This is a genomic window from Actinobacillus minor NM305 (assembly GCF_000175195.1).
GTDB classification, from domain to species: Bacteria; Pseudomonadota; Gammaproteobacteria; order Enterobacterales; family Pasteurellaceae; genus Haemophilus_A; species Haemophilus_A minor.
Map to the genome: position 1 here is coordinate 1 of NZ_ACQL01000166.1, position 15484 is coordinate 15484.

The 15484-nt window shown below is 39.0% G+C and carries 16 protein-coding genes and 1 pseudogene; 10 read left to right on the forward strand and 7 right to left on the reverse strand.

Going from position 1 to position 15484, the window contains the following annotated elements; all coding sequences use genetic code 11:
* Positions 1-78: 78 nt before the first annotated feature.
* Together AM305_RS11060 and AM305_RS11065 are read right to left on the reverse strand one after the other, a co-directional pair.
* The gene (locus AM305_RS11060) at positions 79-570 is read right to left on the reverse strand and encodes a YajQ family cyclic di-GMP-binding protein (RefSeq protein ID WP_005826126.1); all 492 of its coding nucleotides are present in this window, start codon (positions 568-570) and stop codon (positions 79-81) included.
* A gap of 147 nt (positions 571-717) precedes the next feature.
* Entirely contained in the window at positions 718-1473 is a 756-nt protein-coding gene (locus tag AM305_RS11065) for a YaaW family protein (protein ID WP_005826128.1), read from the reverse strand.
* A 128-nt stretch (positions 1474-1601) separates the two neighbouring features.
* Here AM305_RS11065 and AM305_RS11070 point away from each other — a divergent pair, with 128 nt between their 5' ends.
* Entirely contained in the window at positions 1602-1868 is a 267-nt protein-coding gene (locus AM305_RS11070) for a helix-turn-helix domain-containing protein (protein ID WP_005826130.1), read from the forward strand.
* A 33-nt stretch (positions 1869-1901) separates the two neighbouring features.
* Here AM305_RS11070 and serB read toward each other — a convergent pair whose 3' ends face one another.
* Positions 1902-2762, reverse strand: a complete 861-nt coding sequence (gene serB / locus AM305_RS11075; protein ID WP_005826132.1) for a phosphoserine phosphatase SerB — start codon at positions 2760-2762, stop codon at positions 1902-1904.
* Between the two features lie 78 nt (positions 2763-2840).
* Between serB and AM305_RS11080 the strand changes: the two genes are divergently transcribed.
* The 3 genes from AM305_RS11080 to AM305_RS11090 all read left to right on the forward strand — a co-directional run bounded on the left by AM305_RS11080 (position 2841) and on the right by AM305_RS11090 (position 4792).
* A complete protein-coding gene (locus tag AM305_RS11080; RefSeq protein WP_035294663.1) occupies positions 2841-3494 on the forward strand; it encodes a YtjB family periplasmic protein in 654 nt (217 codons plus the stop codon).
* 82 nt (positions 3495-3576) lie between these two features.
* The gene (gene infA / locus AM305_RS11085; protein WP_005598198.1) at positions 3577-3795 is read left to right on the forward strand and encodes a translation initiation factor IF-1; all 219 of its coding nucleotides are present in this window, start codon (positions 3577-3579) and stop codon (positions 3793-3795) included.
* A 70-nt stretch (positions 3796-3865) separates the two neighbouring features.
* A complete protein-coding gene (locus AM305_RS11090) occupies positions 3866-4792 on the forward strand; it encodes a LysR family transcriptional regulator (protein ID WP_005826136.1) in 927 nt (308 codons plus the stop codon).
* Positions 4793-4820: 28 nt separating this feature from the next.
* On the opposite strand, the pseudogene tnpA reads toward AM305_RS11090, so the two are convergent.
* From tnpA to AM305_RS11105, 3 genes and pseudogenes are all read right to left on the reverse strand, one after another.
* Positions 4821-5297 (reverse strand): annotated as a pseudogene (gene tnpA, locus AM305_RS11095) (IS200/IS605 family transposase).
* A gap of 251 nt (positions 5298-5548) precedes the next feature.
* Positions 5549-7030 (reverse strand): ketol-acid reductoisomerase, encoded by a 1482-nt coding sequence (ilvC, locus tag AM305_RS11100; protein WP_005826140.1) that lies wholly within the window; start codon positions 7028-7030, stop codon positions 5549-5551.
* A gap of 169 nt (positions 7031-7199) precedes the next feature.
* Positions 7200-8393 (reverse strand): ribosomal protein uL16 3-hydroxylase, encoded by a 1194-nt coding sequence (locus AM305_RS11105; RefSeq protein WP_005826141.1) that lies wholly within the window; start codon positions 8391-8393, stop codon positions 7200-7202.
* A gap of 485 nt (positions 8394-8878) precedes the next feature.
* Here AM305_RS11105 and rlmN point away from each other — a divergent pair, with 485 nt between their 5' ends.
* The 5 genes from rlmN to AM305_RS11130 all read left to right on the forward strand — a co-directional run bounded on the left by rlmN (position 8879) and on the right by AM305_RS11130 (position 14423).
* On the forward strand, positions 8879-10039 hold the full coding sequence (rlmN, locus tag AM305_RS11110; RefSeq protein ID WP_005826143.1) for a dual-specificity RNA methyltransferase RlmN: 1161 nt from the start codon (positions 8879-8881) through the stop codon (positions 10037-10039).
* Between the two features lie 24 nt (positions 10040-10063).
* The gene (gene pilW, locus AM305_RS11115) at positions 10064-10606 is read left to right on the forward strand and encodes a type IV pilus biogenesis/stability protein PilW (protein WP_005826145.1); all 543 of its coding nucleotides are present in this window, start codon (positions 10064-10066) and stop codon (positions 10604-10606) included.
* A 13-nt stretch (positions 10607-10619) separates the two neighbouring features.
* Complete coding sequence (locus AM305_RS11120) at positions 10620-12956, forward strand: Tex family protein (protein WP_005826147.1); 2337 nt, start codon at positions 10620-10622, stop codon at positions 12954-12956.
* A 74-nt stretch (positions 12957-13030) separates the two neighbouring features.
* On the forward strand, positions 13031-13594 hold the full coding sequence (locus AM305_RS11125) for an NAD(P)H nitroreductase (protein WP_005826149.1): 564 nt from the start codon (positions 13031-13033) through the stop codon (positions 13592-13594).
* Positions 13595-13601: 7 nt separating this feature from the next.
* Positions 13602-14423: an SDR family NAD(P)-dependent oxidoreductase gene (locus AM305_RS11130; protein ID WP_005826151.1), complete on the forward strand. Its 822-nt coding sequence runs from the start codon at positions 13602-13604 to the stop codon at positions 14421-14423.
* Between the two features lie 5 nt (positions 14424-14428).
* Here the strand turns inward: AM305_RS11130 and plsY are convergent, their stop codons facing one another.
* Complete coding sequence (gene plsY, locus AM305_RS11135; RefSeq protein ID WP_005826153.1) at positions 14429-15025, reverse strand: glycerol-3-phosphate 1-O-acyltransferase PlsY; 597 nt, start codon at positions 15023-15025, stop codon at positions 14429-14431.
* A gap of 80 nt (positions 15026-15105) precedes the next feature.
* On the opposite strand from plsY, the gene folB reads away from it, so the two are divergent.
* Positions 15106-15459 (forward strand): dihydroneopterin aldolase, encoded by a 354-nt coding sequence (folB, locus tag AM305_RS11140; protein ID WP_005826154.1) that lies wholly within the window; start codon positions 15106-15108, stop codon positions 15457-15459.
* Positions 15460-15484: the final 25 nt, after the last annotated feature.

Below are 15484 nucleotides of genomic sequence, written 5' to 3' on the forward strand. Positions count from 1 at the left end.
GAGAAATTAAATAAAATTTTGTGCAACTACTACATAAATTTGCAAAAAACTGGTTAGAATTAACCGCTTGAATATCAACTAATCACGGAAGTTATTGAACTGGAACGGTTGTCCTAATTCTGCCGTTTTTACCAGCTGAATGGTCGCTTGTAAATCATCACGAGATTTACCCGTTACACGCACAGAATCCCCTTGAATTTGGGTTTGAACTTTGATTTTGGAATCTTTAATCAGCTTTGTGATTTTCTTCGCCATATCTGACTCGATCCCTTGTTTAAGTTTGATCTCTTTGCTGTAGAGTTTGCCGTGATGTTCGCTTTCAGCTGGAATATCTAGCGAGCTATGTTCAATCCCACGTTTTACACAAGAACCGATTAAAATTTCAATTAACTGCTCAAGTTGGAAATCCGACTCGGTGGTTAATTTAATACTCTCATTTTTCTCATTAAGCTCAATCACCGCTTCTACGCCACGGAAGTCGTAGCGAGTGCTTAACACACGGTTCGCATTTTCAACTGCATTACGCACTTCGTGCATCGTAATTTCTGAAACAATATCAAAAGATGGCATTTTTATTCCCCTTATTCTTATTAAATCAATTATTGAAGTGTACCACGATCTTAACAGATATATCACAGGAATTGCGAATAAAAAAATAAGCGAATATAAGTCGATCTTATATTCGCCTATGATTAAAATATTTATGCAAGTAGAATCTTATCCAAAGTTAATTTGTTCAACTGTGCTTGCATAAAGGACTTTTTGTCTTAATGCTGCAATTTGAATAACTGCAGGTATTGTTACGCGATATGCTGCCCCTGCAATATCTATGGCTGTCCATATTCCTGTAATAGCCCAGCCAATAGGTCCTGTTAAAACAGCCATTGTTCTTGTTAAAGCAGCATTTCCAGCTAAGGATAATCCACGTCCAATTAAGGCTCTTAAAATGGCATTTACAATCATTAAAGTAAGTTGATAAGATTTGAATCCTCCCATTTTAAAGATTGTTTGAAAAGAACCCAGTAAAACTTGTTTTGTAATTCCCTGTGTATTTTTTATTCCAATTGCGGAAGCTAGTTCTTTAATCTCTTCGGGAGCCATTTTCTCTAAAGCATCTTCTAAAATTTTTGAAAGCAAATGCGTTTCTATTTTTTCAACTGTAGAACCTTTATTGTAATTTACCTTCATTTTATCACATACATCCATTAGCACTTCTCTATAAAGAACGCCTTCTCCACCACGAAGTAGTGTCATAAATGTATTTGCACCAAAACACTGAATTTCAGCGGCAATTTCTTTCCAATACATACTATGTTGAGGATAGAATTTTTTATATTTATCAGACATTGTTAATTCTTCGGTTAATCTAGGATCACCATCTTTGTCGTGGGTAATACAATAAACAAGATCATTCAGATCTTCGTCAGAACATTGTGCAAGAAATTCTAAATCAGGATCGTTTCGGTAAGCCATATAAACCTCAAGATAGTAACTAAAGTAAACTAATAGTATTTTATATAATATAAAATGTCAATTATAGTTATCATTAAGTTGCTTATAATTTGTTGATGTGTCTAGGTGTCTATTTCAAAATTATCCTTATGGATGATACAGAAAAAAATACAGCACATCGTTTACGTTATATTTTCGCAAAAAATATGCGTCGTATTCGTCGTTGGAAAGATATTTCACAAGAGGCATTAGCATTAAATGCCAATGTAAGCCGTACTTATATTGGTGAAATAGAACGAGGCGAACGATCCGTTTCTATTGATGTAATGGGAAAGATTGCGGATACGTTAGAAGTTGAGTTATCAGAATTAGTTAAAGAAGAAATTTCTACTGATATATTGCTGAAAACAAAATAGCCACATCAAGTGAATCTGAGTGGCTATTTTTATTTATGCTAATAAGCTTTTGGCATTCAACAACAACACCAACGCCTTTAAATCCCCAAAGTTTACCACAAATTCTGCCTGTTCTTGTACTTTTGGTTTTGCGTGTAAGGCAACGCCAAGGCTGGCCGTTTTTAACATCGGCAAATCATTTGCCCCATCGCCTACCGCAACCCATTGCGATTCAGGAATAGCAAAACGTTCCGCTAATGATTTTAACGTTTCCGCTTTATATTGGGCATCAACGACTTTTCCTAATACTTGCCCTGTCAGTTTTCCTTCCACAATTTCAAGCTGATTAGATACTGCATAATCTAAGCCGTAGGTTTCTTTCAGGTAATCCGCAAAATAATCAAATCCGCCAGAAGCAATGGCTAATGTCCAGCCGTGAGATTTTAGGAGCTGAACCATCTGCTCAAAGCCGTCCATAAGCGGTAGATTTTCTCGTACTTTTTGCAAAATACTTTCCGGTGCATTTTCTAGCGTGCCAACACGTTTACGCAAACTCTGCTCGAAATCCAGCTCACCACGCATTGCACTGGCGGTAATCGCCGACACAATCTCGCCTGTGCCAGCCAGTTTAGCGATTTCATCAATGCACTCAATTTTGATTGCCGTTGAATCCATATCCATAACGAGTAGCCCTTGCTGCTCAAGGGTTGGCACTACGTTCAGATCGGCAATATCACATTCCAGCTGTTTTGCTTGCTCTCTTAATTCGCAAGCGGTCGTATTTGCTGAAAAAAATGCAATTTGATAGCCTAAATAGACCGCTTGTTTTAATAATTTAGCCTGAGTTTGCTGGCTAAATTGTGCAATTTGGCTTTCGTTTAAGGTTTTTGAATAAATAAAAAAGGTGTTTGCCATAGGTTTCTCTTTTTAATAAGTCATTTATGGGAGATAATACGAAAGAATTGTTTATTGTCCATCATTTTATTAAATTTTATGTATATTTCTCGTGAAAAACTGACAAAGACGCTTTTGCTTGGCGGCATTCTTGCAGTGTGTGTAACGGTGGTGAGTGTCATTTTAAGTGGCGTTAATCAATTTAAAATCGGTTCGCAATTAGCAAGTATTAACCAAGTGTCTAACCTGTCGCATGTTTTAGTTCGCCAGCAAGCAAATCTGTTTTCTTTGATGTTGATTAAAAATGCCAAAACGGAAGACTTAGTTGAAACACTAGACCGCTTTGCCAAAGAAGATTTTGTATTAGATGCCAATTTATATGCACCTTCAGGTGTGTTACTCGCCCAAAGCCAAAATGCGATGACATTTAAGGCGCGCTTTAATTCGCCTAATGCAACCCAACAAATCGTTGAACCGATTTTTGCTAAGGAAGATTTAGTGGGCTTTTTACGTGTAACCTTTGATGCACAATATGGACAAACCACACAGAGCAAAGTCAATCAACTGTTTAATCAATTATATGGCGAATTGATTATTCTAGTTTTAGTCGGTGGTTTGATCGCAAGCAGTATTCACTATTACTTACGCCGTAAAGTGGTTCACATTCATACACAAAATAAAACGGCAACGATTCAGAGTAAAACACAAACACAGCGTTTTCATTCTCGCCGCCGGATTTTCCGCCGTAAGTAATGGCTTAAATGATTGTAATTTAAGCGTATAAGAGTATAATAACGCACATTTTTATGAATAACCCCTAATTAAAGAGGAATCAATGGCTAAAGAAGATTGCATTGAAATGCAAGGTACGATTTTAGAAACCTTACCAAACACAATGTTTCGTGTGGAATTAGAAAACGGGCATGTTGTTACGGCTCACATTTCAGGAAAAATGCGTAAAAACTATATCCGCATTTTAACCGGTGATAAAGTAACGGTAGAAATGACACCATACGATTTAAGTAAAGCACGTATTATTTTCCGTGCAAGATAAGTTCTAGCGTACATTCTTATCGGCTGCATCTTCATGAAGATGCAGTTTTTTTATCTAGGTTGAGATCTTTATGAAACCCGTTTTTCTTGAACTTCGTCATCTCAAAACACTCTTAGCGTTAAAAGAAAGTGGTAGTGTTTCACTTGCAGCTAAACGTGTTCATCTCACACAATCGGCACTTTCCCACCAATTAAAGTTGCTAGAAGAGCAATATGAATTAACGCTGTTTGAGCGCAAAACCCAACCGATCCGCTTCACACCGGCTGGAGAACGTTTGGTTAAATTAGCCTATGAAATCCTGCCTAAAGTAGTGGACGCAGAGCTAGACTTGGCTCGAGTGAAACAAGGCGAATTGGGTGAATTGAGAATTGCAGTTGAATGCCATACTTGCTTTGATTGGTTAATGCCAGCAATGGATTCATTCCGACAAAGTTGGCCTTTAGTTGAGTTAGATATTGTTTCAGGGTTCCACACCGATACTGTCGGTTTATTACTTAGCCATCGTGCAGATTGGGCGGTTGTTTCAGAAGCAGAACCTACTGAAGGGATTGAGTACCTTCCACTTTTTTCTTATGAAATGGTTGGAATTTGTGCCAAAGATCATCCCTTAGCCCATAAAGATGTTTGGCAAGCTGAAGATTTTATTGATGAAACGTGGATTACTTATCCTGTGCCGGACGATATGTTAGATTTATTACGTAAAGTATTACGCCCAGCAGGTATTACCCCAACACGCCGTACTAGCGAATTAACCATTGCGATTATTCAGTTAGTTGCCAGCAAACGAGGTATTGCAACGTTGCCTTATTGGGCTGTCAAACCTTATTTGGATAGAGGCTATGTGGTGGCGAAGAAAATTACCGATAGTGGCTTGTATAGTAATCTCTACGGCGCATTCCGAGAAGGCGATCGCCATCTTGCTTACCTCAATGATTTCCACTCCACCGTAAAATCACAAAGTTTTGCCACTTTACCAAGATTGATGGTATTAGAATAATCCGCACGTAATACGTGCGGTTTTTAGGCTACCCTATAAGGAATACTTCACATGCCCTCAAGGGGCATGTGAAAAACTGACAACCGCACAATAACTCTATGGCATCCCCCTTAAAGGAGTCTACATATTCTCTCTTCGATAAACTATCCGAAATCATATCTTCCGTCTCTTGATTCCTTATATATTCTTGCACTACCTTCGTGTTTAGACCCACTGTACTTACATAATATCCCTTTACCCAAAAATGCCGATTTCCATACTTATATTTTAAATTCGTATGCCTTTCGAATATCATTAGCGATGACTTACCTTTCAGATAACCCATAAAACTTAATACTGCCAATTTCGGAGGAATCTTGACTAACATATGAATATAATCTTTCATCGCATGTGTTTCTAGGATTTCTACACTTTTGTAAGCACATAACTGCCCTAAAATACCGCCTATATCTACTCACAATTTTCCATAAATTGCCTTTCTTCTATACTTCGGAATAAAGACAATATGATACTTACCGTTCTATCTTGTATGTGATAGACTTGAATCGTCATTTGATTTACTTGCCATGACTTATCCTCCTATATTCTAAATTTTGGTTGTCAGCCTTATTCATTATAGGAGGATTTTTTTTATTCTGTTCACCGCTTAAGCTCTTTGATTCCATACGTATAGCGTATGTTTTTTATAGCTAGACTTTGTCTAGCTATAATGAAAAAGCCCGCTATTTCCATAGCAGGCTTTTTTATCACTAAAAATTAGTCACCAACAGCAATGCGTTTCATATCTGTCATATAACCACGCAATTCTTGACCGATTAGTTCAACCGGGTGGTTGCGGATGGCATCGTTAATGTCACGCAAGTACACATTATCGATTTCAACGGTTGGTGTTGGTTCGCCTAAATCGCCTTTTTGTAACATTGGGATTAATTTCTCAGCTAAGATTGGCGTTGCAACGTGTGAGAATAAGTAGTTACCGTATTCCGCAGTGTCTGAAATAACTACGTTCATTTCGTATAAACGTTTACGCGCGATAGTGTTTGCGATTAACGGAAGCTCGTGTAATGATTCATAGTATGCAGACTCTTCGTAGATACCGCTTGCAACCATTGCATCGAATGCCATTTCAACACCTGCTTTCACCATTGCAACCATCACTACGCCGTTATCAAAGTATTCTTGTTCAGAAATTTTGATACCGTCTGTTTTTGGTGAATTTTCGAAAGCCGTTTTGCCTGTTTCTTCACGCCATTTTAATAAGTTTGCATCGCCGTTTGCCCAGTCTGCCATCATAGTTGATGAGAACTCACCGCTGATGATGTCGTCCATATGTTTTAAATATAAGAAGTTTAACTGTGCTTTGATTTCTTCCGCTAATTCAAAGGCACGGATTTTCGCTGAGTTAGAAAGACGATCCATCATTAATGTGATACCGCCTTGTTTTAACGCTTCGGTAATGGTTTCCCAACCGTATTGAATTAATTTGCTTGCGTATGCCGGATCTTTACCGTCCGCCACTAATTTATCGTAGCACACGATAGAACCTGCTTGTAACATACCGCAAAGGATCGTTTGTTCACCCATTAAGTCAGATTTTACTTCTGCTACGAATGAAGACTCTAACACGCCAGCACGGTCGCCACCTGTCGCACTTGCCCACGCTTTTGCAATCGCCATACCTTCGCCTTTCGGGTCATTTTCAGGGTGAACTGCGATTAATGTCGGCACACCGAAACCACGTTTATATTCTTCACGCACTTCTGTACCCGGGCATTTTGGTGCCGTCATCACAACGGTGATGTCTTTACGAATTTGCTCGCCTTCTTCAACGATGTTGAAACCGTGTGAATAACCAAATGCTGCGCCTTGTTTCATTAATGGCATTACATCTGCCACCACTTTTGAGTGTTGTTTATCTGGGGTTAAGTTAATCACTAAATCTGCGGTTGGGATTAACTCTTGGTATGTGCCAACTTTAAAACCATTTTCAGATGCACGAGTGAATGATGCACGTTTTTCTGCAATTGCTTCTGCACGCAATGCGTAAGCAATATCTAAACCAGAATCACGCATATTTAAACCTTGGTTTAAACCTTGCGCACCACAACCTACGATCACGATTTTTTTACCTTTTAAGAAGTTGCAACCGTCAGCGAACTCGCTACGATCCATAAAACGACAACGACCTAATTGGTCAAGTTTTTCACGTAAGTTTAATGTGTTGAAATAGTTAGCCATTTTTTATTCCTTATGATTAAAAATAGGGTTTGATTAAATTGGGCGTAGTATAACGCAAACGGTTGGTTGCGTAAATTGATAATATTGAGAGTTTGTGTTGCAATTTATGCAATGTGCATTAGATATAAAAATGCAAGCGGTAGAAAAAATCTTACCGCTTGCAAATCGTTTATTCAGCCTCTTCTAAAATGACCCAACCGGAATCAAGCCAATCGCAAAGTGTATCAAGCAATAATTCTAGCTCTTCTTGATCTTTGGCCTTGGAAGCTAATTTATTCCATGAAATCGAGTCGCCGTTTGCAATTCGAATCAGCAAATTGGCTTCAGCTTCATTTAACTCATCAATCCATTCGCCATTAACGTAAATGCGCTGTGGATTTTCGGTATAGAGAATTTTTACGTTCGCATCTTGTTGAATCCAGCCGCCTTCTTCCAAAATTTCTTGGATTTCATCAGGATAATTTTCGCCTTCGGTTTGCAGTAATTCATAACGGCGAGAACTTACCGCAGAAGCAACTGCGTGGGTAAAAATCGCATCAAATTGCTCGGAATCTTGCAACAAGTTAATCAATTGGCGTTTGAATGTTGCGACCATTTTCGGATCGAGCAATGCATTCGGTTGTTCATTTGGCGATAGACGGAACGGAATGTTAAATTCTGACGTTGCCATTGCTTCATTATGTTGATCTAGTGCTTGCGTGAATTTACACAATAAATCTGCGGCATTTGGATAACGCAAGCCAAAAGAGAAGGTTAAGCTATCACTTTCAGAAACACCATAATGCGCCATACGTGAAGGCACGTAAAGAACATCGCCGGGGTTCATCACTTCATCAATCACTAACTCGCCCATATCGTCAAAAATACGGATTGGTTGATTAGGTTTAAATTCCGTAGAAGGATCGCACCACTTGCCCACTTGCCAACGGCGTTGTCCGTAGCCTTGAACAAGGAATACATCATATTCATCATAATGTTTACCAACGGTGCCGCCTTTTGGCGAGCAAGAAACCATAATGTCATCTCGTTGCCATTGTGGAATATAGCTAAAGGCTTGCCATAACGCCCCGAGTTCCGGCGACCATTGCTCTAAGTTTTGCACCATAATAGAGTATTGTTCAGCAAGATTTTCTAAATCGCTTGGTTCAAAAGGACTATTTTTGACAGACCATTGCTCATCGTGGCATTGAATAAGACGCGCGGTAACCTCTTCTTCTAACGCTAAATCAAAAATATCGTTCGGCTCAAAAAGATCGATAATTTGTGGTAGTCCATTGCGGATTAAAAGCGGTCGTTTTTGCCAATAATTTTGCAAAAAATCTTGAGCAGAAATGTTTTCAGGTAAACAGAATGGAATGTTCATAAGGCGTTCCTTCTTAGAGTGATGAATATCTTTATTCTAACGAGGTTTTACAAAGAATTCACGGAAAGATTACAAAAAATGAGGGGTAGATCGCAAATTTATCACAAAATATTGAATATTTTACGTTTTTCCCCGTAAACTAATTATCAAAATACTCTTGAAGGTTAATACCCAAGATAGAAATCAAATGCAATTCTATAAGCTATCCAAAGAAGAATAAGAAAGATAAATTAAAAGCGATGAAAAACTTAACTTTAATAACTTAATCATAGCCTTTTCATCGATAATAGATCTAAACTTTCCTTCAATTAATTTTGCGATCTTGCTCGAAAAATTTACATTTTCAACTTTCCAAATCTTGTAAAAATTACTAGCCTTATTGCTTAGAGATCAGTACAATTCGCTTCTTTATTTATATCCGCAAAACTAATCCTTTTGCCATAATTGTTTCAACTGAAACACCGTGTAATAACGAGGCTCATTTAATGTCAGATCAAATTCAAGCAACGAACATTGCCGTTGCACACCCAAAATCCGAAAAAGTTAATCTTATGAATATGACACGCCCACAAATGCGTGAATTTTTAGCGAGTTTAGGCGAAAAACCTTTCCGTGCTGATCAGCTAATGAAATGGATTTACCACTTCGGAGAAGATAATTTCGATAATATGAGCAATATCAACAAGGTATTGCGTGAAAAGCTCAAACAAGTTGCTGAAATCAAAGCGCCTGAAGTTGCCGTAGAACAACGTTCTGCTGATGGCACAATCAAATGGGCAATGCAAGTAGGCGAGCAACAAATTGAAACAGTTTATATTCCAGAAGCAGACCGTGCTACGCTATGTGTTTCTTCCCAAGTGGGCTGTGCCCTAGCGTGTACATTCTGTTCAACGGCGCAACAGGGCTTTAACCGTAATTTAAATGTTGCAGAAATTATCGGGCAAGTTTGGCGTGCGTCTAAAATTATTGGTAACTTTGGTGTTACAGGGGTTCGTCCGATTACTAATGTGGTTATGATGGGAATGGGCGAGCCATTATTGAACGTGAATAACGTTGTACCAGCAATGGAAATTATGTTGGATGACTTCGCCTATGGTTTATCTAAACGCCGTGTTACGCTTTCAACCTCTGGTGTTGTGCCGGCATTAGATGGATTACGTGAAAAAATTGATGTGGCGTTAGCAATTTCATTACACGCACCAAATGATGAAATCCGTGATGAAATTGTACCGATTAACAAAAAATATAATATTAAAATGTTAATTGACTCCGTGAATAAATATTTAGAAGTCTCTAATGCAAACCACGGAAAAGTAACGATTGAGTACGTGATGTTAGATCATATCAATGATGAAGTTGATCACGCACATCAATTAGCGAAAGTCTTAAAAAATACACCTTGTAAAATTAACTTAATTCCTTGGAACCCGTTCCCGGAAGCACCTTATGCGAAGAGCTCGAATTCTCGCATTGACCGTTTCCAAAAAGCGTTAATGGAATACGGTTTTACGGTAACCATTCGTAAAACACGTGGTGATGATATTGATGCGGCTTGTGGACAACTTGCCGGTGATGTAATTGACCGTACTAAACGTACGCTTGAAAAACGTAAATTCGGTCAGGGGATTGAGGTTAAGAACCATTAATTATTCATCAGTAGGAGAACATCAATGCCATTTACAAAATTATTCAATTTTTTTACCGCTTGTTTAGTCTTGTTTCTTGTCGGCTGTTCTTCTACGGTAGAGCCCACGTCTGAATTTAATCGTTCAGAAGCGGTTAAAGCGAGGATTAACCTCGCTTTAGCTTATCTTGATCATCACGATTTCCCGAAAGCCAAAGAGAATATTGATCGTGCGTTAAACCACGATCCGAAAGACTACCTTCCTTACTCTGTTCTCGCCTACTATTATCAACAAACCGGCGAACCTCAACAAGCTGAAAAAGCTTACCTTGATGCTTTAACCTTAAGCCACAATCGTCCTGATGTACTCAATAATTACGGCACTTTTTTGTGTAAACAAGGTCAATTTCAACAGGCATATCAACAATTTGAAAAAGCAGTAAGTAGCGAACAGCCTTATTATCATCAAGCAGATAGCCTCGAAAATATCATTCTTTGTGCTAAATCTGAGCCTAATCTTGCTAAAGTACAGGAAGCAATCATTCAACTGGAAAAATTAGATAAAGTCAGAGCGAACCAACTTCGTTAAATTAGGAACTTCAATGTCAAATTTAAATCAACAAATTAGCCAAATTATCGCCACAGAACTTAATGTCGGCGCACACCAAATTTTAGCGGCAATGAACCTTCTTGATGAAGGCAACACTATTCCTTTTATTGCCCGTTATCGTAAAGAGGTCACAGGAGGATTAGACGATACTCAGCTTCGTCATTTTGAAACTCGCTTAATTTATTTACGCGAATTAGATGAGCGCCGCCAAACCATTTTAAAATCTATTGAAGAGCAAGGTAAATTAACCGAAGAGCTTCAAACAAAAATTCTTAGTGTAGAAAGTAAAACGGAATTAGAAGACCTCTATTTACCTTATAAACCCAAACGCCGTACACGTGGGCAAATCGCGATTGAAGCAGGGCTTGAGCCTCTTGCAGAATTATTATGGTCAGATCCTTCACAACAGCCGGAAAGTGCAGCAGAAGCGTTTGTGAATGTAGAAAAAGGTGTTGCAGATACAAAAGCAGCTTTAGATGGCGCAAGATATATTTTGATGGAGCGTTTTTCAGAAGATGCAGATCTACTTGCAAAACTTCGCCAGTATTTGACCGCTTATGCCTCTTTTGAAGCAAAAGTTATTGAGGGTAAAGAGGAAGAAGGCGAAAAATTCCGTGATTACTTTGCTCACAGTGAGCCATTCAAAACCGTACCTTCCCATCGTGCATTAGCGATGTTCCGTGGTCGTAATGAAGGCGTATTATCGCTTTCACTCAACCCTGATCCGGAAAGTGAGGAAAGCAAATCAGCAAGCCCTTGTGAAGAGATTATTCGTCAGCACCTTGGTGTCATTTTTAATCAACAACCTGCAGATAAATGGCGTGAGCAAGTGATTGCTTGGACGTGGAAAATTAAAATTCTCCTTCACCTTGAAACCGAATTGATGGCAACCTTGCGTGAAAAAGCGGAAGAAGAAGCCATTGATGTTTTTGCTCGTAATCTTTCTGCGTTACTGATGGCTGCACCGGCAGGCGCAAGAAATACGATGGGTTTAGACCCAGGTTTAAGAACAGGGGTAAAAGTCGCCGTTGTGGATAACACGGGGAAATTATTAGCTACAGAGACTATTTATCCACATACGACCGGTAAAGCCGCAGCAGAAGTCTCGCTTTATAAATTGATTAAGCAACATAATGTTGAATTGATTGCGATTGGTAATGGTACGGCTTCTCGTGAAACAGAGCGTTTTGCCAAAGATGTACTTAAGCAAATTAAAGAGAGTAAATCGGATATGTTGCTCCCTCAAACCGTGGTGGTCAGCGAAGCAGGAGCTTCGGTGTATTCTGCATCAGAATTAGCGGCAAATGAATTTCCTGATTTAGATGTTTCTTTACGTGGTGCGGTCTCTATTGCCCGCCGTTTGCAAGATCCACTTGCAGAATTAGTTAAAATTGAACCGAAAGCCATCGGGGTGGGGCAATATCAACACGATGTGAACCAATCTCAACTTGCCCGAAAATTAGATGCAGTGGTAGAAGATTGTGTAAATGCGGTAGGCGTTGATTTAAATACTGCTTCAGCACCGCTTCTCGCACGTGTTGCCGGTATGACAAAAACGCTCGCGCAAAATATTGTGGCATTCCGTGATGAAAATGGTCGCTTTAACAGCCGCTCCGATTTGAAAAAAGTACCACGTTTAGGTCCAAAAGCCTTTGAACAATGCGCCGGATTTATGCGTATTCTGAACGGGAAAAACCCGCTTGATGCTTCAAGTGTTCACCCAGAAGCGTACCCTGTGGTCGAGAAAATTCTACAAGCTACTACCGCAACCCTTACTGATTTAATGGGAAATGCGACAAAAATTCATCAGTTAAATGCAAAAGATTTTGTTGATGAACAATTTGGTTTACCAACCGTAACGGATATTCTTAAAGAGCTCGAAAAACCGGGGCGAGATCCTCGTGGTGAATTTAAAACCGCAACTTTTATGGACGGTGTTGAAGAGATTCAAGATCTGAAATTGGGGATGATTTTAGAAGGCACGGTAACCAATGTTGCCAATTTTGGCGCTTTCGTTGATATTGGTGTGCATCAAGACGGGTTAGTGCATATTTCAATGCTTTCTGATCGCTTTGTTGATGATCCGCATACAGTGGTAAAAGCAGGCGATGTGGTTAAGGTTAAAGTACTTGAAGTAGATGTTGCACGTAAACGTATTGCTTTAACAATGCGTTTAGATGAAAGTACGGGCGAGAAAAAAGCTGAGCGTAGCGAAAATCGCAAAATGACTGAAAAATCAGACCGCTTACAAAGCCAATCATCGAAGCCTCAACGCAATCAATTTACGAATAATGCATTTGCCGATGCGTTGAAAGGGTGGAAAAAGTAAAAGAATAATTCTATATCGTTTATATTTTGTACGTAGAAATATAACAGCCTTTATCCTAAAAAACCGGAGAAATAATGGAAATTTTAGATTTATTACAACGCCGCCGTTCTAACAAACAATTTGGCGATGTTGCACCAAATGAAGAGCAGTTACAACATATTTTAAAAGCGGCTTTACGTGCGCCGGATCATGGGAAAATGAAGCCTTATCATTTTGTTGTCATTGAAAAAAGTGGTATGAGCAAATTACGTGAGTATTTAAATGCTGCTGCTATTGAATTTGAAATGGACGAAAAAAATGCGGCAAAAGCAGATAAACTTTCTAGCCAAGCTCCGATGGTTATTGGCATTGTTGCCAAAATTGATCATCAATCGCCAAAAGTACCCGCTTGGGAGCAAATTGTTACTGCCGGTTGTGCAACCTATGCCATGCAATTAGCGGCTAATGCTCAAGGTTTTGAGACTGTTTGGATTAGCAAAAAATGGGTTGAAGGCTCAGCCATTCGCCAAGCTTTTGGTTGTGAAGATGGCGATAAAATTATTGGGTTACTTCTTATCGGTTCACCAAAAGAAGATGATGGTATTTCTTTGGCTCGAGAAGCTGAAGATCCGACCAATTTTGTGAGTTTTATTCGTTAGATAAAAAATGAAAACGATCTTAATTACAGGCTGTTCTTCCGGTATTGGCTATGCAACAGCAGAGTTGTTAAAACAACAGGGCTGGCGTGTTATAGCCAGTTGTCGGAAAGCCGAAGATGTTCAAAGGTTACAGCAAGAAGGTTTTGAGTGTATTCAACTTGATGTCACTAATTCAAGCCAAATTGCAGCAGCGTTTGAATATATCAATGCAAGCGGTCAATTAGATGCAGTTTTTTGCAATGCGGGTTATGGGCAACCGGGCTGTGTGGAAGATATCCCAAGAGAAGCATTACGAGAAATTTTTGAGACCAATGTTTTTGGTGTTTGGGAAGTGATGAACCACGCACTCAAAATTTTTCGCCGTCAAAATCACGGTAGGATTTTAGTCACAAGTAGCATTTTAGGATTTGCCGCAATGCATTATCGAGGTGCTTATAATGCCACAAAATTTGCTCTTGAAGGAATGGCGGATACTTTGCGTTGTGAGTTATATGGCTCCAACATTTATATTAGCCTGATTGAACCGGGTCCTATTCAAAGTCGCTTCCGCCCTAATTCTGTGGAGAAATTGGAAAAGTATATTGATATTGAAAATTCTTTCTTAAAAAGCTTGAACCAATCGCAATATCAACGTTTAATCACAAAGGGGAATACTAATCCGTTTGCTTTGCCTTCTTCTGCTTGCGCGGAGGCTTGCTTGCAGGCACTTAATGCTCAAAAACCAAAAGCACGCTATCAAGTTACTTTCCCGACTAAATTATTTTGGTGGTTGAGACGAATTCTACCAACAGTGTTGTTTGATGCGATGAATCGTAAATTTGGGGGATAACATTACTAAATTTGACGATTAAATGTCATTTTACTTTCTTGCCCCCTCCACAAACGTTGTAAATTATCGTGATGTCGATAGATCAATAAACAACAAATCAGGGCAATAGGAAAAGTAAATTCAGGTTGAAAATACCAAACAAAAATCGGTAGAACTAAGGCACTGATAACAGAGCTTAATGAGGAGTATCGAGAGATAAGGAAGACCATTGCCCAAGTCCCTACTGCGAGGCCAAATATCTCAATACCAAAAGGAAGTAAGGTCCCTAGAGCTGTCGCGACTCCTTTTCCCCCTTTAAATTTAAAAAACAAAGGGAATACGTGTCCTAAACAAGCAGCAAGAGCGATAAAACCAATTTCACTTGGCTGCAAGCCTAATTTGAAAGCAATAGCAGTAGGAAGTAATCCTTTTAACATATCAAATAATAGCACGCCTACCGCGGACAATTTTCCACCAATACGTAATACATTGGTTGCTCCGGGATTTTTCGACCCATATTCCCTAGGATCGGGTAGCCCTGCCAATTTGCAGAAGATGATTGCACTTGATATAGAACCTAATAGATAGGCCATAACAAGGACAAGATAAGCGATTGGCGTCATTATTTTTCCTTATTTCTCTTTATGGTATATTAAGTACCTATTTTACCGAATAATTTGAAGAAAAAAATAAGGAAGATGACATGACAGATAAAGTTTTTATTCATGAACTCACTGCTTTTGCCTCTATTGGCGCTTATGACTGGGAACATACCATTAAACAGAGGTTAGTTTTCGATATTGAAATGGCATGGGATTTTACTAAAGCCGTTCAAACGGATGACGTTCAGTATTGCTTAAATTATGCTGAAGTATCACAAAAAATTTTGGATTTTGTAGAAGGTAAACCATTCAAATTGGTCGAAACGGTGGCTCATCAAGTTGCTGATTTATTGCAAAATGAATATGGAATTCAATCGCTTAGGATTCAATTACATAAGCCGAAAGCAGTTGCTCAAGCCTCTAGTGTAGGTGTGATTGTTGAACGAGGTTGTTAATATCAAAAGAAAAGAGTCGGTAGCA

Excerpts from the sequence above, each read along its gene's own strand:
- serB (WP_005826132.1), bottom strand. The coding sequence starts at position 2,762 with ATGGCAAACACCTTTTTTATTTATTCAAAAACCTTAAACGAAAGCCAA.
- plsY (WP_005826153.1), bottom strand. The coding sequence starts at position 15,025 with ATGACGCCAATCGCTTATCTTGTCCTTGTTATGGCCTATCTATTAGGT.
- AM305_RS11125 (WP_005826149.1), top strand. The coding sequence starts at position 13,031 with ATGGAAATTTTAGATTTATTACAACGCCGCCGTTCTAACAAACAATTT.
- AM305_RS11130 (WP_005826151.1), top strand. The coding sequence starts at position 13,602 with ATGAAAACGATCTTAATTACAGGCTGTTCTTCCGGTATTGGCTATGCA.
- folB (WP_005826154.1), top strand. The coding sequence starts at position 15,106 with ATGACAGATAAAGTTTTTATTCATGAACTCACTGCTTTTGCCTCTATT.
- AM305_RS11080 (WP_035294663.1), top strand. The coding sequence starts at position 2,841 with ATGTATATTTCTCGTGAAAAACTGACAAAGACGCTTTTGCTTGGCGGC.
- infA (WP_005598198.1), top strand. The coding sequence starts at position 3,577 with ATGGCTAAAGAAGATTGCATTGAAATGCAAGGTACGATTTTAGAAACC.
- AM305_RS11105 (WP_005826141.1), bottom strand. The coding sequence starts at position 8,393 with ATGAACATTCCATTCTGTTTACCTGAAAACATTTCTGCTCAAGATTTT.
- AM305_RS11065 (WP_005826128.1), bottom strand. The coding sequence starts at position 1,473 with ATGGCTTACCGAAACGATCCTGATTTAGAATTTCTTGCACAATGTTCT.
- AM305_RS11120 (WP_005826147.1), top strand. The coding sequence starts at position 10,620 with ATGTCAAATTTAAATCAACAAATTAGCCAAATTATCGCCACAGAACTT.
- AM305_RS11070 (WP_005826130.1), top strand. The coding sequence starts at position 1,602 with ATGGATGATACAGAAAAAAATACAGCACATCGTTTACGTTATATTTTC.
- rlmN (WP_005826143.1), top strand. The coding sequence starts at position 8,879 with ATGTCAGATCAAATTCAAGCAACGAACATTGCCGTTGCACACCCAAAA.
- pilW (WP_005826145.1), top strand. The coding sequence starts at position 10,064 with ATGCCATTTACAAAATTATTCAATTTTTTTACCGCTTGTTTAGTCTTG.
- ilvC (WP_005826140.1), bottom strand. The coding sequence starts at position 7,030 with ATGGCTAACTATTTCAACACATTAAACTTACGTGAAAAACTTGACCAA.
- AM305_RS11060 (WP_005826126.1), bottom strand. The coding sequence starts at position 570 with ATGCCATCTTTTGATATTGTTTCAGAAATTACGATGCACGAAGTGCGT.
- AM305_RS11090 (WP_005826136.1), top strand. The coding sequence starts at position 3,866 with ATGAAACCCGTTTTTCTTGAACTTCGTCATCTCAAAACACTCTTAGCG.